This window comes from Candidatus Poriferisodalis sp. (assembly GCF_965198245.1).
Lineage (GTDB): Bacteria > Actinomycetota > Acidimicrobiia > Acidimicrobiales > Poriferisodalaceae > Poriferisodalis.
In genome coordinates this window covers 1,938,312-1,963,542 of sequence record NZ_OZ240249.1, presented here as the reverse complement: position 1 = coordinate 1,963,542, position 25,231 = coordinate 1,938,312, and the positions used below count along the sequence as shown (strand labels likewise).

The following is a 25,231-nucleotide window of genomic DNA, read 5'->3' as shown; positions in this document are numbered from 1 at the left end:
ATCGCTTCTGCGTTCGCGCTGACCCCCCCCCCCCCGCGAACTTGGGGGTAGGTCATGACCGCCTCCCGGCGTCTTGTGACGCTCCCGCTGCTGGCCTTGGCGCTGGTCGCCGTGCTCCTCGTGCCGGTGCCGCCGCCGGCGGAAGCGCAGACGATGAGCATCCTGACGACCACCCTGGTCAGCAACACGGGCAAGAGCGTGTCGGGCAGCCGTCAGCCGTCGAATGTCGGCCATTTTGCCCAGTCTTTTGACACAGGGTCGAATCCTCTCGGCTACAGCCTGGAGAGCATCGTCGTGAGAATCGGAGTTGCTGGGTCTTCTGCTGACAAGACATTTACTCTCACGGTGAGGGAGGATGCGTCAGGCAATCCGCATTCGACCGCGCTCTATACGCTGACAACTCCCGCAACGATGGCGATCGGGCTGAACGAGTTCGCTGCTCCGTCAGGCGCGACGCTGGATGCGAACACCACCTATCACGTGGTCGCGCAGGGCAGCTTTGGCGGGGAGCCCCAGTGGGCCAGAGCATTGATAGCCGACGGTCTGGACTCCGGCGCCGCCGAGGGCTGGGACATGACAACACCGGCCAAAACAACCAGCGACTCAGGCGCGAATTGGTTTACCCACAATTTCGCCCGAACCTTTCAGATGCAGGTCAGAGGCGAAGCTGTCGCTGTGTCGCCGGAGCGGGTGACGGGCTTCGGCCTGGACAGCGGCAACATTGCTCCTACCGGCATGTGGGGCAACGAAGACACTTTCTGGGTCGCCAACGACGGCGGTTTCTTCGACAACAAGATCTACGCCTACAACCGCTCCGACGGATCCCGCGACAGCGCCAACGATTTCGACAGCCTGAGCGGTGCCGGCAACATTGCTATCGCCGGCATCTGCTCTGACGGCACGACCATGTTCGTGGCGGACGACGACGACGGCAAGCTCTACGCCTACAAGATGTCCGACACCACCCGCGACTCGGCCAAGGACATCACGCTGGACTCGGACAACGGCGATCCCAGGGGCGTGTGGTGCGACGGCACGACCGTGTGGGTGGCCAACGACGGCTCCGCCAGCGCGGACAACAAGGTCTTCGCCTACACCATTTCCAGCGGCGCCCACGACTCCGCCAAGGACTTCGAGGAGCTGTACGTGTCGACCGACACCGCGGCCCAGAACGCCGAGGAACCGTTCGGCATCTGGTCGGACGGCACCACGATGTTCGTGGCGGACAGCGACGACGACAACGTCTTTGCCTACAAGCACTCCGACGAGTCCCAGGACTCGGCCAAGAACCTCGCCCTGAGCAGCGACAACGACGATCCCACGGGCATGTGGTTCGACGGCCGGGTGCTTTGGGTGGTCGACGAAACCGACGACAAGATCTACGCCTATGACCTGCCCGGCGCTCAGCCCGACAACACCCCCGCCGACGGCGCCCCGGCAATCAGCAGCCCGTTCACCCACGACGTCTTCACGGCAACGGTTACGCCTGCGGAAGTGATCGTCGGTTCGTCATTCGAAGCAAGTGGATACGCCACGGCGGAAGCAACTGCGCACTCTCTCGGTTTCGGATCCATCTCTGAGTCGCTGTTCACCGTGGATGGGGTCACGTACACCGTTCTCGCCGTATTCGACGATGAACGCGCCGTCAACTCCGGTGATCTGGTCATTGTGCTGGACAGGGAACTGCCAAGCGGGTTCACCTTCACGGTGAACAGTGTGTCTTACTCCTCCGACGACGCCGCTGAGAGCGAGCCGGGCGCAGGCCTCTATCAGTACCAGTGGGCCGCCAGCCCCCTCCACTGGCCCGGCAACGTGACGGTGGTTCTGAGCGTCGAGACGCCGAAGGAGGGCGTGGAGGTGTCCGCCGACGTCTCGGGCATCACCGACTCCAGCGACGGTGTCGCGAGCGCTGCCTACGACTACCAGTGGATCCGGGTGGACGGTACCGACGAGGCCGACATCGACGGCGAGACCGGCGCCGCGTACACGCCGACCGCCGACGACGTGGGCAAGCACCTCAGGGTGCGGGTGGTCTTCGACGACGACGCGGGCAACCGGGAATACCCCCGCACCAGCCCCCGGCTCGGCCCCGTCGCCGGCCCGCCGCCGGAGATCACATCGGTTGCCATCACCTCAGACCCGGGCCCCGACAAGACCTACGCCATCGACGACGACATCGTCGTGACGTTCACCTTCGACAAGGACATCACGCTTACCGACGCCAGCCCACACTCACCGAACATCTTCCTCTACTTGGGAATCGGATTTGCAGATGAGAAGGAACCGGAATGCGCGCTCGGCACGGCGCCGACGAAGGTCTTGACCTGCACCCACACCGTCGGGGAAAACGACGAGGACACCGACGGCATCGTCGTGAGCGGCGTCGCCGTACAGCACTTCAATCGGATCGTCGGTCCTCTCGGGCAGATAGCGGACGGCAGTCATTCCGGTCTCGCCGCCGACTCGGGCCACAAGGTCGACGGCGTGCGGCCGACGCTGACGGGGGCCAGGGCCTCTGCGGACAAGACGAAGATCACCCTCACCTTCAGCGAGGCCATCGCCAGCGTCGACAGCACGGAGATCGCCTTCGCGTCGGACGGGACGACGCTGGCCCACACGGCGGCGTCGGCGAGCGGTTCCGAGGTCGAGGTCACCCTCGCCGTGGCGCTCGCCGCCACCGACACCGACGTGACCGTTTCGCTGGGGGCCGACGCGGTCACCGACGCGGTCGGCAACGGCAACGCCGAGCTGTTGGGCAGCCCGATCGTCGACGAGACCCCGCCCACGTTGTCGATGACGTCCACGCCGTCCAACACGGAGGTGCTGCTGGCCTACGACGAGCCCCTGGATCCGGATTCGGTCCCGGCGGCGTCGGCGTTCACCGTGGTGGTGAATACCGGCAGGACCGCCCGGACCGTTTCCGCGGCGGCGCTCAGCGGGACCTCGGGCATCGTGCTCACGGTGAGCCCGGCCTTCCGCCCCGGCGACATTCTGACGGTCGACTACACCGTGCCGGGGACGAGTCCCATCCGCGACATCGCCGAAAACGAGGCCGCGGCCCTGGACATCCTGTTCGTCGACAACACCCTCGCGCCCACCGCTCCGGAGGCTGTGACGGGGATGTCGTCCGCGAACACTTCGACGTTCGGCGAGGTGGGTCTCCAGTGGGACGGCGGCACCTGGGCCAACGGCAGCGCCATTACCGGCCACGAGGTGCGCTACCGGACGCCGCCCATATGGTCGGCAACGCTCACGGTCGGCGACCTGGGCTCCAGCTTCCTGGGATGCGACACCTCGTTGGGCAATAAAGGTTGCGAGCCGAGCGAGCTTCTGACCGACGCTGCTTTCTCCTATGACTCGGTGAACTACCGGATCGTTTTAGTAGACCTCATCGGCGGGCAGCTGAGACTCGAAATCAACCGCGCCAGCATCCCCGCGGCGGCGCTCGCCGACCTGACGTTCAACGTGGGCGCCTCCTCGTTCGCGTTCGCGGACGCAACCCACTCGGCGGGCAGGCTCACCTGGGCCGGCACCGGCCTGAGCTGGAGCGAGGACGATATGGTCTCGCTGGGGATCAGCGTTCTCTCCGGGTGGACCGCGGTTCCCGACAGCGCTCCGGGCGGGGCCAACGAGACCAGCCACACGCTGGAGGGCCTGGTTCCGGGCGCGCAGTACACGTTCGAGGTCCGCGCCGTGAACGACGTCGGCGGGGGCGGTGAGGCCAGTGACACGCTGAGGCTGCTCGCGCCGGTGTGGGAGTTCACGTTGCGCGACTCTGGTGGCAGCGACGTGACAGGGCTGGTCGAGGGCGGCGCTTCGGCGACCGCGACGGTGACGATCGCCAACGCCGGCGAGGCCACGTTCGGCGCCGACCAGGAGATCGCCTTGGAGTGGGGCGGCATCCCGCTGACCAGCCGGATCCGGGGCGCAGGCGACACCTCGGCCATCACCATCGCGGCCGGAGCGTCGTCCGGCAGCCTCGTCGTCAGCGCGCCCGACAACGACGTGAACCCGGTCTATGTCCCCGAGACCCACGACCTCACCGCCAAGTGGGCGGGCGCGGTCATCGGAACCATCGAGCAGTTCCGCCGCATCGAGGACGAGAGCCCGCCCGTGGCGCGCATCGCCGACGCCCCGGAGTCGGTGAACGAGGGCGACACGTTCGACATCGACATCGAGCTGTCCGTGCGCTACCCGGCGCCGGGAGCGCTCAAGTTCGCCGTCACCGACAGCGACAGCGCTCTCAGCGGGACGCTGCCCGACAGCGCATTGCTGGTCTCGGGCCTTTTGGACGCCACCGTCACTTTGACCGCGGCGGAGAACACGACTCAGAACGACGGCGCCCGCGAGGTGACGTTCGCCCTCGGGACGAGCACGGATATCCCCTACACCCTCGGCGCCCCCCACACGGTGACGGTCATCGTGCGCGACGACGACACGGCGCCGCTGGCGGTGGGGAACCTGCGGGCGCAGGCGGGCAACACCGAGGCGACCCTGAGGTGGAGTGCGCCGGCGGCGCCCGCGCCGGACCACGGCCAGCCCGTACTGCATTATGAGTACCGGGTGAAGGAGGGGACAAACGCCTTCGGCGCCTGGACGATGGTCCCGGGCAGCGACGGCGCCACGACGAGCCACAAGTTCACGGGCCTGACCAACGGCACGGTCTACGCCTACGAGGTGCGGGCCGAGAACGTCGCCGGCGACGGGGCCGAGACGTCGGTGACGGTGACGCCGCGGGTCGGCGTTGCGGTCTCGTTCGCCTCGGCGACGGCATCGGTCACCGAGGGCGGCGCGTATTCGGTGGTGGTGCTGCTGGACGAGGCGCCGGCGACGGGGGTGACGGTGGTGGTGCCGATCACCGCGACACGCGGCGCCGGGCTCGGCACGACCGAGTATTCGGGCGTGCCGGCGAGCGTGACGTTCAACGCGGGCGACACCTCCGAGGTCTTCGCGGTCACGATGTTGCAGGACATGTTGGACGAGGACGACGAGGTGCTCACGCTGGGGTTGGGGACGCTGCCGTCGGGTTACGTGCCGGGGACCAACGACGAGATCGCCATCACGGTGGCAGACGACGACACAGCGCTGTTGGGGCTCACCCTTCGCGACTCGGCGGGCAACGACGTCACGCAGCTCGTCGAGGGCGGCGCTTCGGCGACGGCGACGGTGTGGATCACCAACAGCGTGCGGTTCGAGACCGACCAGACGGTAACCCTGGAGTGGGGCGGCCAGGAGATCACCAGCGGGCCCCTCATCCAAGGCGCCGCCGGGAGCGCGACCGTCACCATCGCCGCCGGGCAATCGAGCGCCACGCTCGCCGTCAGCGCCCCGCAGCGCCCGGGCGACCTGTACCGCCCGCCGGTGACCGAGACGCTGACCGCCGCGCACGGCGGGACCCGGATCGGCGGCGGCATCGACCTCAGATACGTCGACGACGAGGACCCGCCGGTGTTCACCATCAGCCTGGAGGACTCTTCGGGACGGAGCGGAACCAGAGTCGTCGAGGGCGGAACAGTGCGCCTGGTCGGAACGCTCTCGCGGGGATACGACCTGGGCAACGTCTTTCTGCACGCCTTCGCCATGGGGGCGACGACCAGGATCCCCGCGCTCGGGGCCGTCCCCATCGACGGGCAGCCGAACGCTGTCTTCGCATTTTCATCAACAGAATCCGGCTACGGTCTGACGCCTACCGGCAACTCGGCGGCGGGGGACCACGCCACGGTCACCTTCGCGATCCCGTCGAACCCGGACTACTACACCATCGGCACTGCGTCGACGGCGACGCTTTTGATCCTCGACGACGACGCCGCGCCGGGCGCTCCCCGCAACATCGCCGCAAGGCCGGGGGACACCGAGGCGACGCTGGGCTGGGACCGCCCGACGACCTACGACCAGATCTGGGCCGGCGACTACCAGTACCGCCGACGCGCCGGGACCGGCCCCTGGACGAGCTGGGCCGCGATCGGCGGCAGCGACGGCGAGACTGTCGGCCACACGTTCACGGGCCTCACCAATGACATCGAGCACGCCTTCGAGATCCGGGCGCGCAACGCCAACCACAACGGTGCTGTTGCCCAGGTGCAGGTCACGGCGCGCGAAGGGATAGCGGTGTCGTACGGCGCGGCGTCGGCGTCGGTGGTCGAGGGCGGCTCGGCTGTGGTGACGGTGACGCTGGGCGAGGCGCCCGGCGCGGGCGCGACAGTCACCGTGCCGATCACGGCCACGCCCGGCACGGGGCTCGACGCGAGCGGGTACTCCGGCGTGCCGGCGAGCGTTGTGTTCAACGCGGGCGATACCTCCAAGACCTTCACGGTGAGCACGGTGGACGACACCGACGACGAGCCGCACCGCGCCTTGACGCTGGGCCTGGGGACGCTGCCCGACGGCTACGTGGCGGGGACGCACCACGAGTTCGTGCTGACGCTGCTCGACGACGACGTGCCGGTGGTCTCGGCGACGTTCGACCCGGCGTCGGCGTCGGTGCCCGAGGGCGCCCAGGTGAGCGTCACGGTGCGCCTGAGCCAGGCGCCCGAGCGCGAGGTGGCGCTGACGCTGTCGGCGGCGCGGGGCGCGAACCTGGACGCGGACGAGTTCTCCGGGGTGCCCGCCGGGGTGACCTTCGCGGCCGACGCCACCGAGGCGGCGTTCACGGTGACGTTCGGCGACGACGCCGCGGTGGAGGGCAACGAGACGTTGACGCTGGGCTTCGCGGCGCCGCTGCCTGAGCGGGTGACGACCGGGGCGAACCCGCAGATGGTGGTGACGGTGACCGACGACGACGGCCCGCCGGCGGCGCCTGATGTGTCGGTGGGGACGTCGGGGGACGGGTTCGTGGTGCTGTCGTGGGCGCCGGTCGTCAACGACAGCCCGGTGCTGCGTTATGAGGTGCGCTGGCGGCGCACCGACGGCGCGACGTTCAACGCCTGGGAGTCGGTGGGGCTGGTGACGGGCTACCGGGTGGAGGGGCTGACCAACGGCGTGGCTTATGTGTTCGAGGTGCAGGCGGTGAACGCGCACGGCGGGGAGAACGCGGCGCAGGTGCAGGCGATGGCGACCGAGCGGCTGACGGGGACCCCGAAGGGGATTCAGGGCCTGTGGGTGCGGGCGACTGACAGCGGCCGTGCGGAGCTGAGCTGGGGCCGGCCCTCCAATGCCACCGACAGGGTCACCGCGGACAGCGCGACGGCGACGTTCTCGCAGATCCAGGGCTACCGGATCGAGGTGTGCCGCACGACGTGCGTGGGCGATGAGGCCCACTGGTATGCGCTGGTGGCGAACACGGGCCGCTTCGAGCACCGCTACACCCACCAGGTGCTGGCGCCGGGCGTGATCCGGGAGAACCGCTACCGGGTGCGGGCCATCAACATCAACGGCGTGGCGGGGCCGTGGTCCAACGTGGCGACGCTGGATGACACGGTGGTGGAGGGCGTCTATTTGGCGACGCCGGACGACTCGACGCTGTGGGTGCGCTTCGGGGTGCGCAACCCCGACGGCAACCCGCTGTATGTGCGCTACACCGACACCGGCACCGGCGCGGTGGGCTACGCCGACCCGTACCCGCTGTTGAGGAAGGAGGCGTGGCAGGCCGTGAGGCTGGTGCTGGGCGGTCTGGACGCGGACAGCTGGTACCGGGTGGATCTGGACTTCTCGCCGGACTTCGACTCTCCGCGCCGCCAGACGTACTGGCACGCCACGGCCCGTGAGGGCCAGACGCCGCTGACGAGCCCTTATGCGCGTGACCTGGTGGAGGCGCAGGTGTTCAACGACGGCGCCTGGCACGACGCGTCGACCACCGCGCTGCGGATCCGGATGGGCGAGGAGGGCAAGTACCGGGTGCGCCTCAAGCCGTGCACCAGGAAATACAACGTGAACCCCCAGCGTGTCTCGTCGCCGGCGGGGCGGCTCGCGACGAGCCCGATCGACACCGCCCCGACGCTGTTCACGAACCTGTGGTGCGAGGTGGAGGGCATCGGCTTCCGCACCGATGAGAACGGCAACGAGCTCACCATGAGCGATGTCTACGACATGACGAACTTCCCGGACCGGGCCAACGACCGCATCCCGATCTTCGGGGGCACCCCGAACGACTGGCACGAGGTGACGGTTACCGCGGCCGCCCTGGAGGACTACCCGTGGGACCGGCGCTACGACGCGTTGTTGAGCGCGCCGTTCGAGGTGAAGTACAACCACCGGGTCTCCTATGCCCGCGACGACACCCGCTCGGGCCTGGTGTCGGGCGGCACCGGTTGGGTGCGGATCCTGGTGGACCGCCCCGCCGATGCGGTGCTGGCGGTGCCGGCCGGTGTGGAGATCGGCTCGGACCGGGTGATGAGCTGGGACGCGGTGCCCGGCGCGTGGGGCTATCTGGTGGTGTGGCGCCACGGATTGCATTACAGCAACCGGGCGAACCAGAACCGCAGCCTGCAGGCGGGCACGAGCATCACGCTGCCGCCGGGCCCCTCGGGCCGGGGCCCGGTCACTGCCCGGGTGCGCGCCTACAGCAACGCAGCGGTGAGCGGATGGTCGTCTGAGCACACCTGGGACTCCCGGGCGCCGACGCTGAGGGTGTTCGACGCGGCGGCGAACGAGGCCGACGGCTCGGCCGGGTTCCTGGTGACGCTGGACCCGGCTGCATCGGGGACGGTGACGGTGGACTACACCACCGCCGACGCCACCGCGGTGGCGTCGGCGGACTACACGGCGACGAGCGGGACGCTGACGTTCGCGCCGGGCCAGACGCGCAAGACGGTGTGGGTGCCGATCGCCGACGACGGCGAGGAGGACAGCGGCGAGACGTTCGGTCTGGTGCTGAGCAATCCGGCGGGGAGCGATGCGAACAACGGGGCGGCGGTGATCGGAGACGGCTCGGCGGTGGCGACGATCCTGAACAGCGAGCGCGAGGTGGCGTGGCTGACGGGGTTCACGCTGGTGGACGCGGGCACGAACGCGGACCTGATGGCGCTGGCGGACGGCTCGACGGTGCAGCTCGGCGAGCTGGCGGCGGCGAGCTACGGGATCCGGGCCGACATCAGCCCGGGCGTGGTGCCGGGGAGCGTGCGGTTCGCGCTCTCGGGCGCCAAGACGGCGACGCACACCGACGACGCGGCGCCGTACTCGCTCTACGGCGACGGGGCCGGCAGGGTCAACGGGCAGGCGCTGCCGGCGGGCGCCTACACGCTGCGGGCGACGGCGTACGCGGATCCCGGGGGCCAGGGCGATGTGCGGGGCTCGCTGGAGGTGTCGTTCACGGTGACCGCGGGCGCCACGACGGCTGCGACGCCCGGCGCATCGGACACCGGCACCGGGAACACGGCGAGCGGGTCGACCCCGGTCGGTGCGGACGACGACGGCGATGCCGGCGGCGGCGGCTCTGACGGCGGCGGCGGCGGCGGCGGCGGTGATTTCGATGTCGGTGTTGCGACGTTCGTGGTGGCGAACGGGTGGAGTGCTGCCGATGTGGGCGTGGCGTCGGTGCTGGCGGCTCGTACCGACGGCGCGGTGGTGGTCTATACCGCGGGCGGCGAGCTGTCCTCGGAGACCAGGGCGCTGTTGAGAGAAGCACTGCCCGCTGAGGTGGTGATCGTGGGCGGCAATTCGGCGGTGTCGCGTGATGTGCGGACCCAGATCCGTGCTGCGTCGCCGGATTCGGGCATCTCGCGGGAGTCAGGGGTGGATCGCGCTGACACCGCGGCGGCGACGGCGCGACGCATTCTGGGCGCGCCCGCTGCGGCGGGTCGGGTCACGCTGATTGTGGCCAACGGCTGGTCGCCGCCTGATATCGGTGCCGCGGCGGCGTTGGCTGCGCGCAGCGGCCGTGCCGCGGTGCTGTACACCGAGGCCGCCACGCTGTCTGAGGCGTCCGCTGCGCTGCTGCGCGACTACGAGGTGGCGCGGGTGATCCTGGTGGGGGGCACCGCCGCGATCGGCCCTGACGTGGCCGACGCGGTCGCTGACGCGGCAGACGGAGCCAGCATTTCGCGGCTCACCGGCGATGACCGCATCGACACTGCCGCACAAGCAGCACGCCGCGTGCTGGGCAACCCCGCTGCGGCGCCCGCCGACGTCACCTTGGTGATCGCGAACGGCTGGTCCGCGCCCGACGTGGGCGTCGCGGCTGCACTGGCGGCGGCGACCGACAACGCCGCGGTCGCCTACACCGCGCAGGGCATGCTGCCCGAGGCGACAGCAGCGCTGATACGCGACTACCGGCCGACCCGGGTGATCATCGTGGGCGGGCGCACAGCAGTCGCCGAAGACGTGCGCACCACCGTCACCCAAACAGCGCCCGACAGCGCCGACATCCGACGCATCACCGGCCAGACCCGCACCGACACCGCCGCACGAGCAGCCCGACGCACCCTCGCTAACCTCTGACTCCGACTCAGCAGCGAAGGCACCTGCTCAGATCTGCAGGCTGCGAATCGGTATTGCGTGGGTGTGAGCCGCGTCGATGAGCGGTTCGTTCTCGTTGGCCTGCGCGTAGCAGATCTCCGCATCCAGAAAGCGAGCGGCAGCCAGTGCTTCGAGTGAGAGCAGGTTGAGGCGGGCCCCGTCTCGTACGAGTTCGCCCATCGGCCAGCCGATCGTGCGAAGCGGCACCAGCTCGATTGATTCCGGCAGCTCGATGACGGCGGCGATGACCTCGGCTGCGACTTCGGGCGACACACCTCCGAGCCGGCGCGACATCGAGCCGACGACAGCCTGATCGGCGAGTGCACGGCAGAGACGGTGGTACCACAGCCCCGTCGTGGCGACGCCGCCGCCTCGGGGCCGCAACTCGCGTGGCTCCTCGCCGAGCAGCATCCTCAACAGGATGTGGTCGTCCACGAGGACGCCTTCGCTCATGGAAGCTGCGGGCTCATCGAAGCTGCGGGCTCATCGCAGATGCGGGCTCATGGAAGCTGCGAGTTCATGGAAGATGCGGGGCGAACTCCATCGGTGGATGCTCCTATGTTTGTCAACTCCCGGTGTGTGCGAGATGGTGAGTTCCAAGGGGTGGGGTCCACCGGTTGTGGGGTGAGGGTGTCCAGGCTCGGGGTGTGTATTCACGCTTCGATCTTGGAGGTTCTCAGCATGGGCCCGGACTTGGACACCCTCGCGACCGCACTGTATGTGAGGATCGATGGCCTGTTGGCGCAGAACCCTGGGTGGGTTCCCGAGCGGCCTGTGGTGGGGTTCGCCCCGAAGCTGACCGACGCGGAGCTGGTCACCTTGGCGGTGATCTCGGCGCTGCTGGGGTTCGACAACGAGTCGCAGTTCGTGCGCTTCGCGCACGCGCATCTGGTGCCGTGGTTCCCCTGTCTGCCGAACCGTGACGGCTACAACAAGCGGCTGCGGCGCAGCGGCGAGATGATCGCTCGTGTCATGGGATGGCTCGCACGCGAGTGGTGGCACGACGACGTGTGGCTGGTGGACTCCACCGCGGTCGAGTGCGGCACCAGCCGCGAGACCCAGAAGCGCTCCGGCCTCGCCCGATGGGCCCAATAGGGCTGGTGCGCGTCGCATTCGCGGTACTTCTGGGGTCTGGGGCTGCACCTTGTCGCCACCCCGGCGGGGCTGCCGATCGCGTTCGCGGTCGCCGGCGCGAAAGCCGACGAGCGCGACGTCTGCGCCGACATGATCGACGCGGCCCGGATCGCCCGGCCGGGCCAGACCCTCATCGCCGACAACCGCTACCGCTCCACAGCGTTCGAAGCCGACCTCAGCGACGTCGGCATCACCGTGGCGCGCCCCGCCACCCGATCCGAGGCCCCACGGCCCGGCGCAAGATTCCTGCGGCCCCTGCGCCAGATCATCGAATCGATCAACGAGACCCTCAAAGGCCAGCTCAGCCTCGAACGCCACAAAGGACGCACCAAAGCCGGCGTCGCCGCGCGCATCGCGACACGGCTCCTCGCCCTCACCGCCGCCATCTGGCACAACGAGACCTACCGAGTGTCACTGTTGGGTTTGCCGGCGCCTTCTGCCAGGGGGTTACGGTCCGGTTCCATGCTCGACGGTGACTCCACCAGACTTGTGGCCTTGTGCCTGTTGTCAGACGTGTCGCGTCGAGTGTGGGGCCGGCAGGAGCGCTCCTGTCTTGAAGGGAGCCTGACTGTCTCGACTCGGTTGTGACGAAGCGCCCCTGCCGTTCCCGGACCCACCGGAGTTTCACTTCCAGCAGGAGCACAGCATGACACCGCCAGTCGGGGGAATCGACCCCCACCAGGACACCTTCACCGCAGGGATCGTCGACCATCGCGGCGTCGAGATCACTCACGAGACGTTCGACAACACCGCCGCCGGGTACGGCGAAGCGATCGATCTGCTCGACGCTCACGCCGTCTGCCAGGTCGGCGTGGAGGGATCAGCCAAGTGGGGAGCGCACGTCGCGATCGCGCTCACAGCAGCCGGGTTCGACGCCCGTGAGGTGCCGGCGTCGCGCTCAGCGGCCCAGCGCCGCTCGCGTCAGCTGGGCAAGACCGACGCTGTCGACGCGGTCGCCTCGGCCCGGGCGCTGTTGGCCGAGCCGACGCTGGGACCCGTCCAGACGCTGGAGGTCTATGACCCTGCCGTGGCCGAGATCGAGGCTGTGCTCGAGCATCGCCGGGCCCTGGTGGCCGCACGCACGCTGGGTTTGCACCATGTCGCGGACCAGATCTCCAAGCTGCCGACCGAGATACGCGACCAGCTCACCACGAACGGCAAGATCGAAGCCAGGCTGCGCCGCCTCGAACAGATCGACCCCGACACCTGCTCGACCCCCGCCGGCAAATATCGGCTCGAATGGCTCCAGGCGTTCATCGGCCAGGACCGCACAGCTCGCCGCGAGATCCGCCGCCTCGAACGCCTCATCGACGAGCTGCTCGACCGCCACGGCACCACCCTGCGCGACGAACCAGGCATCGGCCCGATCGCAGCTGCCACCCTGCTGTGCGAAGTCGGCGACCCGACCCGGTTCGACCGCGAGTCCAAGTTCGCCCGCTGGTGCGGCACCGGCGCCGTCGCCCTGTCCTCAGGCGAAGGCGCCGCCAGCCCCGTCAAGCACCGGCTCGACTTCAGAGGCAACCGGCGCATCAACAGCGTGCTGCACATCGCGTCGGTCACCCAACAGCGCAGCCAGCCCCAAGCGATTGCCTACCTCGCCAAAAAAGCCACCGAAGGCAAGACACGACGCGAAGCCAGACGAGCCCACAAACGCCAACTCGCCAACCGCGTCATCCGACGAATGTGGCGCGACGAACAGACCCAAAAACAGTCGCACGCACTCGCCGCTTGACAAGGGAGCGTCCGACACACCCGACCAGCACGCTCACTCACCGCCTACGACCACCAAAACCTTGGAACTAATCATCTAGGAGGGTGGTCGGCAATAGCTGTCAGACCCGGATCGCAAAGGCCCTGACCTGCGGTTTCGCGTGCATCAAACACCCGAAATGCGACTTTCCGACCACGCTCCTAGGCGCTGGCGTCGCGTGGATCTCGGCGGAGTTCGCTCGGAGGCGGGCAGTGGCCAGCCCGGGGGTGGGGCTATGGGCTGCGGGCGGTGGCTGGTTCCCGGGCGGGCGGCCCGTTGCTGTTTGGAGCGGGTGGCAGCAGGCGGGGTCGGCCGTCGGGTGGGGTGTGGATCTTTCGGTCGTGCTGGTGGAGGTCTGTGTGGCAGTCCCAGCACATCGATGCCAAGTTCGGAACTTCGGTGAGACCGCCGTTCTCGAAATAGTCGATGTGGTGGGCTTGGGTGTGCTCAGAGGTGAGCTCGCAGCCGATGCAGCCCCCGTCGCGTGCGGCGAGGATGAGCCGCTGAGCATCGCTGGCGTTGCGGGTACGCCCCAGGGCCAGGTCGGACCAGTCGGCCTTGAACACCGCGGGCAGCACCTTGGCGTCGATGGCGTACTCGGCGAGCATCTGCGCTGATAGCGGCGTGCCGTCGTCGAGACGAGGGTTGACGAGCCGGTCGTTCACGACGTCGTAGTCCGCGATGATCATCAGGCTGGTGTTCGCCCGCCGCGCTGTGGATGTGCCGGCGATGAGGTCGCTGATCGCGTCAGCAGTGAGCTGCGTCTGCGTGGGCTCGACATCACCGCTCACGTTGCCGTCGACATCGATGCCCACACGGCCTCCGCTGCCGCCATTGCTGCCGCCGCCGCCATTGTTGCTGTTGTCCTGGGCGCGGCGGCGCGCCGAACGCACGGCGGCCTGGATGGCGCTGTTGAGGTGGCGGCCGGTCATGAAGTCGAACGTGGCGAACAGATGCCACATGCCGTCGCTGCCCTGCCGCATCGACCCCGACCGTTCAGCGCGCTGCAACTCGAGTTCCGCGTCGATCGGACCGAGCCCCTTCGCAGCGGCCTCTGCCTCAATGTCGGCGTACACCTGCTGGCTCACATAGGCGAACGGGTGACGCGCCACCTTGTCAGAGGGATACGCCCGGCACAGCTCCAAGAAATCTTCCTCGCTGCGACGATGCTTCTTGGGCGCCTCACGGGCGATCACCTTCGCATGAGACGCCAGGATCTCTCCGGACTTGAGCGCATCGAGCGTGGCTGTCATCTCGTGGGAGACGAGGCTCTCGGCCAGTCGGGACTCCGACCGTGCCTGCGGAGAGTTCATGCGGGTCAGTTCTCGCAGCTGATGCGCCGCCGCCTGAGCGCCGACTCGCGACGTCATCTCGCCCAAAGCAGCCAGATACTCCCCCTCGACACGGGCCCGCTCACCGGCCAACGCCATCACCCGATCCTTCAGGTCCCGATAACTCAGCTCACCGAGATCGGAATCGCCAGCCGCAGCCTGATGCTGAAATGGCTGAACGTCCGGGACCTGATAGCTGAGCCCGCCGAGTTCGGCATCGGCCGCGCTGTCGTGCCAGGCGTCAACCTCACGACAAGAGCCAGGGTCATGCCGCCCGGCGCCTGTTTCATCGACAAAACCGGGCGTGCCGGTTGCCGATGTTGCGCCGCAATTGCGGTGTGCAGACGGGTCGATGAACACAAAGAAAGCATACACTCGTACGCCAGCGATCGCAACCATTTGCGCGCACCAATTTCAGGGACTTTCCGAGAACTACGGCGAGATTCCTGGAAATAACAGATTGCAGAACTCAGATGCTTCATGCGTCGAAGTACGAGTCTCAATACGTTTGACAGTGCTCTAGCGAATGCCGACAATGACGCATGACTACAGGACATTCGCTTCCGCGATCAGTGGGAGGTCGTGAATGGCCGGACGTGATGGCGACAACCGTGACGGTGATACCTCACTACACCCCCCAACCTCCGAACCGCATATGAATTCGCCAGCGAGTCGCCGCGACTCAGAGCCGAACTGCTATAAACCATCTCAACGTTTTGCTCTGAAACTTAGAATAGCTCAGACTCGCCGCCCCTCATTACGTATAAATCAGGGCGGCGGGTCATTCGGAGCGTAGCTGAATGAAGAAGTTGATTACTGACGCCAGCATACTATTCCGGCTAGCCACCAGCCTTCAGGACAAGCGAGTCTGTTCCTCAACTCAGTGAGTTCTCCAAGACTCATATCAGAGCACTTACCGAACTCTATAGAGAAATCACAGCCATAGAACTCGGACTTCATTTGCTCCAGAGCCCGAGTGTCTTCGGGATCATCACATTCTCTGTAATCAGAATTTGTAGTGTCATGCCAGCCATATTCTTCCGCAAACTGAACTGACGCAGCACTGCGCGCAATATATGCTGGGGATGCCGCTATGGACTCCTCCTCGGTCACGGTCTCTTCTTCAGAGCCGGTCTCCTCGGGTTGAGTGGTAGTCGGTACAGCGCTGGTTGTCGGCACCATCTCGACCGCCTCGGAAGTGTCCGTCTCGACCTGCTCGCTTGACGGAGTCGCTGCGTCGGTTGTCGGCGCCGGCTGGGGCACGGTCGTCGCTGAGGGCCGCTTCGACCGATTCCTGCGCATCCTGTCCCCCGCCGCTCTGGCCTGTGATCACTGGCACAGCCGGAGCGGCGTGGCCAGCATGTTCAGATGAGCGAGCCTATTCGCGAGGTGCGACAGCCAACCGGTCTTCGATTGCGATCGGACTATCTGCGGTAGTTCTCAATCCAAGAATTCAGCAGTGGCAGCGGCGAATTGCAGCAGCCGTCGTGCTCAGGCGCTGGCGTCGCGTAGGTCTCGGCGGAGTTCTCTGAGTTCGTCTCTGAGGCGGGCTGCGTACTCGAATCGCAGGTCGGCGGCGGCTTCGGCCATCTCTTCTTCCAGCGAGGCGACGAGGCGGGTGAGATCGTCGGGCGGGAGGTCGCCGTAGGCGGCTCGCATCCGCTCGGCGTTGACGCGCCCTGACGCCAGCTTCTCGGGCACAGGAGCGGTCTGGGCAGGGCCCCGCAGAACCTCCAGGATGTCGGTGACGGCCTTGCGAATGGTCTGCGGATCGATGCCGTGCTCGGCGTTGTACGCCTGCTGGCGACCGCGGCGGCGATTGGTCTCCGACACCGCCCGCCGCATCGAGGGAGTGAACTGGTCGGCGTACATCACGACCTGCCCGTCGACGTTGCGTGCGGCTCGGCCGATGGTCTGGATGAGCGACGTCTCGCTGCGCAGAAAGCCTTCCTTGTCGGCGTCGAGAATTGCCACCAGGCTCACCTCGGGCAGGTCGAGGCCCTCTCGCAGCAGGTTGATGCCCACCAGCACATCGAATTGCCCAAGCCGCAGGTCCCGGAGAATCTCGATCCGCTCGATGGTGTCGATCTCGCTGTGCAGGTAGCGAACCCTCACACCCAACTCCAGCAAGTAATCGGTGAGATCTTCCGCCATCTTCTTTGTGAGCGTGGTCACGAGCACCCGCTGGCCCTGCGCAGTGACCCGCTCGATCTCGCCCATCAGATCGTCGATCTGGCCCTTGGTCGGACGCACGACAATCTCGGGGTCGACCAAGCCGGTCGGCCGGACGATCTGTTCGACCACTTGGGAACTCGTGCGCAGCTCGTAGTCCCCCGGCGTGGCCGACAGGAAGACGACCTGGTTCAGCCGGTCCATCACCTCGTCGAAGCGCAACGGCCGATTGTCCCGGGCCGAGGGCAGCCGGAAGCCATGTTCGACAAGGGTGTCTTTGCGCTTCCGGTCGCCGGCGAACTGCCCGTGCAGCTGGGGCACCGCGACATGACTCTCGTCGATGACCATCAAGAAGTCATCGGGGAAGAAATCCAGCAATGTGTACGGCGGCTCGTCGTAGGTCCGCCCGTCCAGGTGCATCGAGTAGTTCTCGACACCGTTGCAATAGCCCAGCTCGCCCATCATCTCGAGGTCGTACTCGGTGCGCATGCGCAGGCGCTGTGCCTCGAGCAGCTGGTTGTTCTTCTCGAAGAGCTGCAATTGCTCTGCGAGCTCGACCTCGATCTTGCCGATCGCGACCCGCAGCTTGTCCTCCCCGGTGACGTAGTGCGACGCAGGGAACACGGTGACCTCTTCGAGTTCGCCCAGACGCTCACCAGTCAGCGGGTCGATTCGGCTGATGCGGTCGATCTCGTCGCCGAACAGCTCCACCCGCACCAGGAACTCCTCGTAGGCGGGATGGATTTCGAGCGTGTCGCCGCGCACCCGGAACCGGCCTCGAACAAGGTTCATGTCGTTGCGCTCATACTGCATATCGACGAGACGACGCAGCACCGCACGCTGGTCGACCACCTCGCCCACACGCAGGTACAGCATCTGGCGCAGGTACTCGGAGGGCGCGCCGAGCCCGTAGATGGCCGAAACCGATGCCACCACGATGACATCCCGGCGGGTCAGCAGTGCCGCCGTGGCCGAGTGGCGCAAGCGGTCGATCTCGTCGTTGACGCTGGAGTCCTTCTCGATGTAAGTGTCCGAGGCCGGCATGTAGGCCTCGGGCTGGTAATAGTCGTAGTAGGAGACGAAGTACTCCACACGATTGTCGGGGAAGAATTCACGGAACTCATTTGCAAGCTGCGCCGCCAAGGACTTGTTCGGAGCGAGCACCAGCGTCGGACGCTGCGTGCGTTCAATTGTCCACGCGATCGTGGCGCTCTTGCCCGAGCCGGTGATGCCCAACAGCGTCTGGAACCGGTCCCCGCGGCTGACGCCGTCTGCCAACTCTGCCACCGCGCGCGGCTGGTCTCCGGCGGGCTCGAAGCCCGCCTCGACCCGGAACGGATAAGCGGCGGTTGGCTTCGGCAACCAGGGACGGGTTTGACCGGTCTCGTCCCATCCTGGATCCCCGCGTGTCGGGGCCGCCGAAACCGATGCCATGATTCCGAGGCTAGGGCCGGGACGCGTCGCCATCCCGCCAGCGCCAGCTCGTCCGAAGGGGGACACTGTTGCGGCGACCCGCGCCGTGGTGGCCCCCTGCGGCCAGCCGGCGTGGTTATCCTGCCGCGCTGACCACCGACCTGATGAAACTCGACCACACCACCGCACGAGACCGCCCATGAGCCGCGACGAATCCGACGCCCCTGCGCCACCCGAGGACGCGCTCGACGACGCCTCGATCGACGACGTCATGCTCGACGACGACATCGAGCCGATGGAGGAGGATCTCGAGGCCGCAGAGCTGGGGGTCGGGGATCCCGACGATGACCTGGCCGACGACGTCGACGACTTGGATGTCGATGGGACGACCCCTGACGAAGAGGACTCGGAGTCGAGCCGCGAGGTGCCCGCTGGTGTGGGCCCGGCCGACGACGAAGACGACGACGATGACGACGAGGAACTCGAGGCCGACCTCGGCGAGATTCTCAAGGAACGGCTGGCGTCCGAAAACGACGACGAGGACGACGAGGACGACGAGATCGGCATCGTCACCGGCTCGCGTTCGTCCTCCAAGCAAGAAGACGAGATCCTCTGCGAGGGCTGCTTCCTGCTCGTCAAGCCGTCGCAGTACGACACACGGTCGCCGGAACCCAGCTGTCCGCACTGCGGAACTCCGCTCGCCTACTGAGTTGACGCGAGGGCCTGGTCGACCGGGGACGGCCCTCGTCGAGCGCTTCAGGCCGCAGGTTCGCTATGCGGCAGCGCCTTCGCCCATGCGAAAGCCTCATCGATTGCGGTCTCCAGCTCAGCCAGACCACTTGAGTTGTCGATGACCCAGTCGGCGATGGCGAGGCGCTCTGCCCGCGGCAATTGCGCGGCGATGCGCGCACGTGCGTCATCGGCAGAGAACCCCCGAGAGCTCACGAGACGCTCGACCGCGACGTCGGTCGGTGTGTCCACGACCAGGATCCCGCTCGTGCGATAGCGGGGCCGTTGCCCCTTCGCCAATCCCTCTCCGAGCAGCGGGATGTCGAGCACGACCAACCGGTCCGTCCCGTCCAGCTCGCTGAGCCGGCGACGAATCTCACGACCGACCGGCGGATGGGTGATCGCATTCAGGTCAGCGAGCGCGCCAGGGTCAGAGAACACGATTGACGCGACTGTGCCGCGGTCCAGCGTGCCATCGGGAGCCACGATGTGGTCCCCGAAGCGCGCCACCATCTCAGCGAAGACCTCGCCCTCGGGATCTTGCTGCTCGCGGACAATTGCGTCTGCATCGATCAGCGCAGCCCCGCGCAGCACAAACCCTGTCGCGACAGTGCTCTTGCCACTGCCGATGCCGCCGGTCAGTCCGACTGCGATCATCAGACCGCGTTCGCAGGGGTGCGGACGGGCTAGCCGTCACCCTCAGGGGCGGCCGCGGCGGGCTCACCGTCGGGACCCTGAGTCTCATAGTGCGCGAGGGCCTGGCGGTAGGCCTCTTCGCCATGTTCCTCGTAGTACTCGCGCCACGCCCGCTCGGCTTCTGATTCCTCGCCTGCGGCCGGCGTCTCATAGCTGAACTCGCCGATGAAATTGCCTTCCTCGTCGTAGGCATGATCGCCGAACGCTTCGCGGTATTCCTCCGCAACCACGCCGCCCTCAGCCGCTTGCTTGATCGACAGGCTGATGCGCCGGCGCTGCAGGTCCAGATCGATGATCTTCACCCACAGCTCCTCGCCAGGGGTGACGACCTGCTCAGGAAGCTCGACGTGGTGCGCGGACATCTCGGAGATGTGCACCAGGCCCTCGATGCCGTCGCCGACCTGCACGAATGCGCCGAAGGGCACCAGCTTCGTGACGCGGCCATAGACCAACTCTTCCACCCGGTGGCTGCCGGCAAAAGCTTCCCAGGGATCCTGCTGTGTCGCCTTGAGCGAGAGCGAAATGCGCTCGCGGTCGCGGTCGATCTCGAGTACCTCCACCGTCACCTCGTCGCCGATGCTGACGACCGAGCTCGGGTGATCGACGTGCTTCCACGACAGCTCCGACACGTGGATGAGGCCGTCCATGCCGCCGAGGTCCACGAATGCGCCGAAGCTGACCACCGAAGAGACACGACCGGTGCGTCGCTCGCCTCGCTTGAGGTCGCGCAGGAAACCCTCTCGCTCCTCCTTGAGGCTCTCTTCGAGCCATGCACGCCGGCTGAGCACCACGTTGTTGCGGTTCTTGTCGAGCTCGATGATCTTCGCTTCGAGTTCGCGGCCCACATAAGGGGCCAGATCGCGGACTCTCCGGAGCTCGACCAGCGACGCCGGCAGGAAACCCCGCAAGCCGATGTCGACGATCAGTCCGCCCTTCACGACTTCGATGACTGGGCCCTTGACAACGCCGTTGGACTCGCGAATTTCCTCGATGCGGCCCCACGCTCGCTCGTACTGAGCTCGCTTCTTGGATAGCACCAAGCGGCCGTCGGGGTCTTCCTTCTGGAGGACGAGCGCTTCGATCTGGTCGCCGACATCGACGACCTCGGACGGGTCGATGTCGTGTCGGATGGACAGCTCCCGTGACGGGATGACGCCCTCGGACTTGAAACCGATATCCAGCAGCACCTCATCGCGGTCGACTCGCACGACGGTGCCGGCCACGATGTCGCCGTCGTCGAACTCGACGATGGTCTGCGCGACGGCGTCCTCGAAGGAGATGTCAACCAGGTCGTCGAGAGTGACGGTTCGCGGCACGTACTCGCCTGCATCGGTAAAGGTGCCGAAGTCGCTCTTCGAAGCTCCGTTGGCCCCTTCGTCGCTTGCACCGTCACCGCCCGGCCCCTCCGGTGGGGCCTCGGCAGAATCTTCGAGTTCGGGAGCGGGGGCAAGTGCGTCGGTCACGGAGGGAATGCTCAGGTCGGCAATACGGGCGCAGGCGGCCGAGCGAGCCGCACACAGCGCACGGGAAGGCTACCGGTTTGGTGCTGTTCAGCCCTTGGCGTCTGCCCAGGTGGAGCCCATCGCGACGTGAACTTCCAGCGGAACCGCCAGATCGGCGGCATGCCGCATTGTCTCAACCGTCAGCTCGGTCACTTCGGCGGCCTCAGCGGGGCGCACTTCGAGAATCACCTCGTCGTGCACTTGCAGCACCAACCGGCTCGCTGGGGAAAGGTCCCTCAAGGCCGCATCAAGCCGGACCAGCGCGACCTTGAAGATGTCCGCGGCGAGTCCTTGGATCGGAGCATTCATTGCCTGACGCTCAGCAGCCTGGCGTACGCGGAAGTTGCGAGAGCTCAACTCGGGAAGCGGGCGGCGACGTCCGAAGGCCGTCTCGGTGTAGCCCCGCTCACGACTCTGCTTCACCACCCCGTCCATGAACGAACGCACACTGGGGAACGCTTCGAAGTACGCGTCCAGTATCCCTGCCGCCTCGTCCGTGGGCACGCCGAGGCGCTGGGAGAGGCCGTACGCCTCCATCCCGTAGGCCAGGCCGTAGCTCACCATCTTCGCCGCCGACCGCTGCTGCGGGTTGACATCGCCCGCGCCGATGCCGAACAGCGAGGCCGCCGTTGCGCTGTGGATGTCTTGTCCCGCCTCAAAGGCTCCCACCAGGCCCGGGTCGCCGGACAGGTGGGCAATCACGCGCAGCTCGATCTGGTTGTAGTCGGCGATGAGAAGCTCGAATCCATCGGCAGGCACGAACGCACGCCGGAACAACCGGCCCTGTTCGGTCCGCACCGGGATGTTGTGCAGATTCGGGTCTTCGGAACTGAGCCTGCCGGTGCGAGCGACCGTCTGGTTGAACGTGGCGTGGATGCGATCATCCGGGGCGACGCACTCGAGCAAGCTGACGCCATAGGTGGATCGCAGCTTCTCCACTTCCCGGAAAGCCAGCAGTCGGTCCACGATCAGGTGCTCCGCCCGCAGCGACTCCAGCGCTGCTGCGCTCGTGGAATACCCGGTCTTCGTCTTGCGCTGCGGCGTCAGCCCGAGGTCCTCAAAGAGCACCTCAGCTAACTGCTTGGGCGAATTGACGTTGAGTTCGTCTCGGCCGGCCAGCTGTCGCACTTCGGCTTCCAGCGCGAGCACTTCGCCGGTGAGATGATCACGCAACGACTCCAGCTCGCCGCGGTCGACGCCGATCCCGATGGTCTCCATGCGAGCCAGGACTGAGATGAGCGGACGCTCGATGTCCTGATACAGGTCGGACATTCCCAGGTCTGCGAGTTGCCGGTCGAGCATCGGCGCCAGCATCGCCACCGCCAAGGAATCTTGAGCGGCGGCGATGCCGCCTGTCGACCCTTCGGCTTCGACCTCCTCGAAGCCCAGCTGGCCCTCGGTGTCGCCTCCGGCAAGCTCGATGCCGCAATGCCGGGCGAGCAGCGTGCCCAGCTCGTCGCGTCCCTCGGATGGCTGGATGAGGTAGGCGGCAATCGCGGTGTCCACGGCGAGCCCCGCGAGCGTCGCTCCGGCATCGAGATCGCCCGCAAGGCGTGCGAGTGCGCGCATCAGCGACTTCGCCTGGTGAACGTGGACGCCTGGTCCATCGCTCCCGACCAGATGCGCTACTGCCCGAGCAACGTCGGGCAGCACGAGATGCTCGGAACCGAGAGCGAGCACGGTCCCCTGCGAGGGGTCGATGGCGACCGCAAGCACACCCAACGTGCCAACACCCTCGATGGCGAACCCGAGTGCGACAGGTTCGCCTCGTTGGGCCAGTTCGCTCAGCAGTGCTGTGGCGTCGGCGCTTGAGGCGATCGGCAGCAACTTCGCGTCCGCAAGCCGAGCCGTGTCGGGCGAGCTCGTGTCCGGCGTCAGCAGGCCGTCCAGCGGTGTGCCGACCAGGGCGTCCCGGAGTCGGGTCTGCAGGCTGCCGAACTCCAAGAACTCGAACGTGCGCGTGACGAGCTCGGCGTCGAAGCTGTCCCATTGGAGATCTGCTGATGTCACTTCGATCGGCGTATCCATCCGCAAGGTCATGAGGTCGATGTTGCGCCGCACGACATCGTTGTGCGCCGCAAGGTTCTCGGCCAGCTTCGGGGTCTGCTCGGCGGCCGCGGACAGCAGCGCCTCGACGCTGCCGTACTTGTTGAGGAGCTTGGCGGCAGTCTTCTCTCCGACCCCAGGCACCCCTGGCAAGTTGTCGGACGGATCGCCACGAAGTGCGGCGTACTGCACGTACAGATCCGGGGTGACGCCGGTGCGTTCGGCGATGCCCGCTTCGTCGTAGAGCGCATAGTCAGTGACGCCACGCCGGTTGTACAGCACCCGGATCCTGGGATCGTGCACGAGTTGGTACACATCGCGGTCCCCGCTGACGATCAGCACCTCGTCGCCGCGTTGTTCGGCCTCAGACGCGAGAGTGGCCAGCAGGTCGTCGGCCTCGAAGCCGGCGCAGTCGACGGCCGAGATGTTGAGCGACTCGAGAACTTGCCGCACCAGACCCATCTGGTCGATGAGCGTCGAGGGGGTTTCATCGCGGTGCGCCTTGTACTGCGGCTCCGCGGTGTGGCGGAACGTCGGCTCGCGACGGTCGAAGCACACTGCTATGGCGTCGGGACGGTGATCCCGTATCAGGTTGATGAGCATGGACGTGAACCCGAAGACGGCGCCGGTGGGCTGTCCCGAGCGGGTGGCCATGTCCTCGGGGACGGCGAAGAACGCCCGGTAGGTGAGGGAGTTCCCGTCGAGCAACAGGAGCTTCGACATCGGAAATCTCCCAACGGGGTCGGTGGCGGTCGCCTCAGGCTGGCAGATCCGGCTGGCAGCTTCAGACTGGCAGCTTCAGGGGGTCAGCAACCCATCGACGATCTGTTGAGCGATGTCCCGCATCTTCGCGCGGTTGGCCATCGCCGTACTCCGGATGAACTCGAACGCGTCCTGCTCGGAGAGCTGGAAGTCGTCCATCAGCAAGCCCTTCGCACGTTCCACGGCTTTGCGCGTCTCCAGCTTCTCCTCGAGGCTCTCGACCGTGTCTTCGAGCTCTCTCATTTCCGTGAAGCGACCCCATGCCACCTCGATGGCCGAGACCAGCTCTTCACGCTGAAACGGCTTCACCAGGTACGAGAGCACGCCGGCGTCTCGGGCTTCGGAGATGAGATCGCGCTTGCTGAACGCGGTCAGGATGAGCACAGCGGAGGTGCGGTCGCCCGCCACCTCCCGCGCTGCGTCCAGACCGTCGCGACCGGGCATCTGGATGTCGAAGATGCACACCTCGGGCTGATGTTGGCGAGCCAACTCCACTGCCTCGTCACCGCGACCGGTCTCGGCCACGACCACGTAGCCCTCGTCTTCGAGCATCTCGCGCAGATCGAGCCGGATGATGGCCTCGTCCTCTGCGATCACGACACGCTTGGACACTCGGCTCCCCTGGCGGAAGAAGGTCGCACCGGCGGGCAGGACCTGCCGGGCTGCTGCGGATCGGCCAGCCTACCGGCGCGCCCCGGCAGCCTCCCTGAAAATCCTGCCGAAGGGGGCTCTTGGGCTCGCATAGGCTTGGAATGCGCGCACTGGTGAGACGGTGCCGCACTTGGCAGACACCACCCGGGTGAACCGGCGCAGTCTCGCAGCGCACCCTAGAGATGCGCGCGAGATGTACTCGCTGTTTTTTCGCGGGTGCCCGGGGCGGGCACCAATACCCGCAGGTCAGCCCGTTTATTGCGAACCGTTACCCATCTGCTGCCCATAACCCCGCTGGCTTAGCTCCTAGGCCACCTACAGGCACCCGACGACGCGCCGCGTGCCTCTGCTGCGCCCCACCCCCTCCCCGGTGCCTGCCCCGAGGCGTTCGCCGGTCGGTGCCATACGTGGCAAGTCATGCGCGGCCTGCTTCGACTGCTGCTCGGCGTCGCTCAGAAGGGCTGACGCCGCGAACACCCCGCCGCTGGCACGCCAGCGGCGAGGCTCGGTGACACGTCCGTGAGCACCAATCCGATGCGTTACCGCGGCAGCGCGTCGGCCTGGCCGTAGTCGTTGCGGCCCCAGCAGACAGCGGTGGCGTCGCTGCGCACCCCGCACGAATGCAAGCTGCCTCCTGCGGACACCGAGGTGAA

The 25,231-nt window shown here is 67.0% G+C and carries 12 protein-coding genes and 1 pseudogene; 5 read left to right on the top strand and 8 right to left on the bottom strand.

Translation table 11 applies throughout. The features are described from left to right. Positions 1 to 54: 54 nt before the first annotated feature. Positions 55 to 10,374 carry a Calx-beta domain-containing protein gene (locus tag ACOCMM_RS09020; protein WP_419552831.1) on the top strand — a complete coding sequence of 3,440 codons (10,320 nt, stop codon included), beginning with the start codon at positions 55 to 57 and terminating at the stop codon, positions 10,372 to 10,374. A gap of 27 nt (positions 10,375 to 10,401) precedes the next feature. Here the strand turns inward: ACOCMM_RS09020 and ACOCMM_RS09015 are convergent, their stop codons facing one another. Then, positions 10,402 to 10,845: a hypothetical protein gene (locus ACOCMM_RS09015; RefSeq protein ID WP_419552830.1), complete on the bottom strand. Its 444-nt coding sequence runs from the start codon at positions 10,843 to 10,845 to the stop codon at positions 10,402 to 10,404. A 228-nt stretch (positions 10,846 to 11,073) separates the two neighbouring features. Between ACOCMM_RS09015 and ACOCMM_RS09010 the strand changes: the two are divergent. Both ACOCMM_RS09010 and ACOCMM_RS09005 read left to right on the top strand, forming a co-directional pair. After that, a pseudogene (locus ACOCMM_RS09010) lies at positions 11,074 to 11,925 on the top strand (IS982 family transposase); the annotation flags it as partial. A 247-nt stretch (positions 11,926 to 12,172) separates the two neighbouring features. Then, positions 12,173 to 13,258, top strand: coding sequence for an IS110 family transposase (locus tag ACOCMM_RS09005; protein ID WP_419552829.1), 1,086 nt, complete (start codon positions 12,173 to 12,175; stop codon positions 13,256 to 13,258). 251 nt (positions 13,259 to 13,509) lie between these two features. On the opposite strand, the gene ACOCMM_RS09000 is transcribed toward ACOCMM_RS09005, so the two are convergent. Beyond that, positions 13,510 to 14,967 (bottom strand): HNH endonuclease signature motif containing protein, encoded by a 1,458-nt coding sequence (locus ACOCMM_RS09000; protein WP_419552828.1) that lies wholly within the window; start codon positions 14,965 to 14,967, stop codon positions 13,510 to 13,512. A 787-nt stretch (positions 14,968 to 15,754) separates the two neighbouring features. Here ACOCMM_RS09000 and ACOCMM_RS08995 point away from each other — a divergent pair. Continuing rightward, the gene (locus ACOCMM_RS08995) at positions 15,755 to 15,979 is read left to right on the top strand and encodes a hypothetical protein (RefSeq protein WP_419552827.1); all 225 of its coding nucleotides are present in this window, start codon (positions 15,755 to 15,757) and stop codon (positions 15,977 to 15,979) included. Positions 15,980 to 16,098: 119 nt separating this feature from the next. Here the strand turns inward: ACOCMM_RS08995 and uvrB are convergent, their stop codons facing one another. Beyond that, a complete protein-coding gene (gene uvrB / locus ACOCMM_RS08990) occupies positions 16,099 to 18,213 on the bottom strand; it encodes an excinuclease ABC subunit UvrB (protein WP_419552826.1) in 2,115 nt (704 codons plus the stop codon). 178 nt (positions 18,214 to 18,391) lie between these two features. Between uvrB and ACOCMM_RS08985 the strand changes: the two genes are divergently transcribed. Beyond that, positions 18,392 to 18,901 (top strand): hypothetical protein, encoded by a 510-nt coding sequence (locus ACOCMM_RS08985; RefSeq protein WP_419552825.1) that lies wholly within the window; start codon positions 18,392 to 18,394, stop codon positions 18,899 to 18,901. A 47-nt stretch (positions 18,902 to 18,948) separates the two neighbouring features. Here ACOCMM_RS08985 and coaE read toward each other — a convergent pair whose 3' ends face one another. The 5 genes from coaE to ACOCMM_RS08960 all read right to left on the bottom strand — a co-directional run bounded on the left by coaE (position 18,949) and on the right by ACOCMM_RS08960 (position 25,222). Beyond that, positions 18,949 to 19,578: a dephospho-CoA kinase gene (coaE, locus tag ACOCMM_RS08980; RefSeq protein ID WP_419552824.1), complete on the bottom strand. Its 630-nt coding sequence runs from the start codon at positions 19,576 to 19,578 to the stop codon at positions 18,949 to 18,951. 29 nt (positions 19,579 to 19,607) lie between these two features. Beyond that, positions 19,608 to 20,933 (bottom strand): 30S ribosomal protein S1, encoded by a 1,326-nt coding sequence (gene rpsA, locus ACOCMM_RS08975; RefSeq protein WP_419554849.1) that lies wholly within the window; start codon positions 20,931 to 20,933, stop codon positions 19,608 to 19,610. A 234-nt stretch (positions 20,934 to 21,167) separates the two neighbouring features. Further along, positions 21,168 to 23,888: a DNA polymerase I gene (gene polA, locus ACOCMM_RS08970; protein ID WP_419552823.1), complete on the bottom strand. Its 2,721-nt coding sequence runs from the start codon at positions 23,886 to 23,888 to the stop codon at positions 21,168 to 21,170. Between the two features lie 75 nt (positions 23,889 to 23,963). After that, complete coding sequence (locus tag ACOCMM_RS08965; protein ID WP_419552822.1) at positions 23,964 to 24,539, bottom strand: ANTAR domain-containing response regulator; 576 nt, start codon at positions 24,537 to 24,539, stop codon at positions 23,964 to 23,966. A gap of 578 nt (positions 24,540 to 25,117) precedes the next feature. Next, positions 25,118 to 25,222: a hypothetical protein gene (locus ACOCMM_RS08960; RefSeq protein WP_419552821.1), complete on the bottom strand. Its 105-nt coding sequence runs from the start codon at positions 25,220 to 25,222 to the stop codon at positions 25,118 to 25,120. Positions 25,223 to 25,231: the final 9 nt, after the last annotated feature.

Coding starts and splice junctions, on each gene's coding strand:
- ACOCMM_RS09020 (WP_419552831.1), top strand. CDS start 55: ATGACCGCCTCCCGGCGTCTTGTGACGCTCCCGCTGCTGGCCTTGGCG.
- ACOCMM_RS09015 (WP_419552830.1), bottom strand. CDS start 10,845: ATGAGCGAAGGCGTCCTCGTGGACGACCACATCCTGTTGAGGATGCTG.
- ACOCMM_RS09005 (WP_419552829.1), top strand. CDS start 12,173: ATGACACCGCCAGTCGGGGGAATCGACCCCCACCAGGACACCTTCACC.
- uvrB (WP_419552826.1), bottom strand. CDS start 18,213: ATGGCATCGGTTTCGGCGGCCCCGACACGCGGGGATCCAGGATGGGAC.
- ACOCMM_RS08985 (WP_419552825.1), top strand. CDS start 18,392: ATGAGCCGCGACGAATCCGACGCCCCTGCGCCACCCGAGGACGCGCTC.
- coaE (WP_419552824.1), bottom strand. CDS start 19,578: ATGATCGCAGTCGGACTGACCGGCGGCATCGGCAGTGGCAAGAGCACT.
- polA (WP_419552823.1), bottom strand. CDS start 23,888: ATGTCGAAGCTCCTGTTGCTCGACGGGAACTCCCTCACCTACCGGGCG.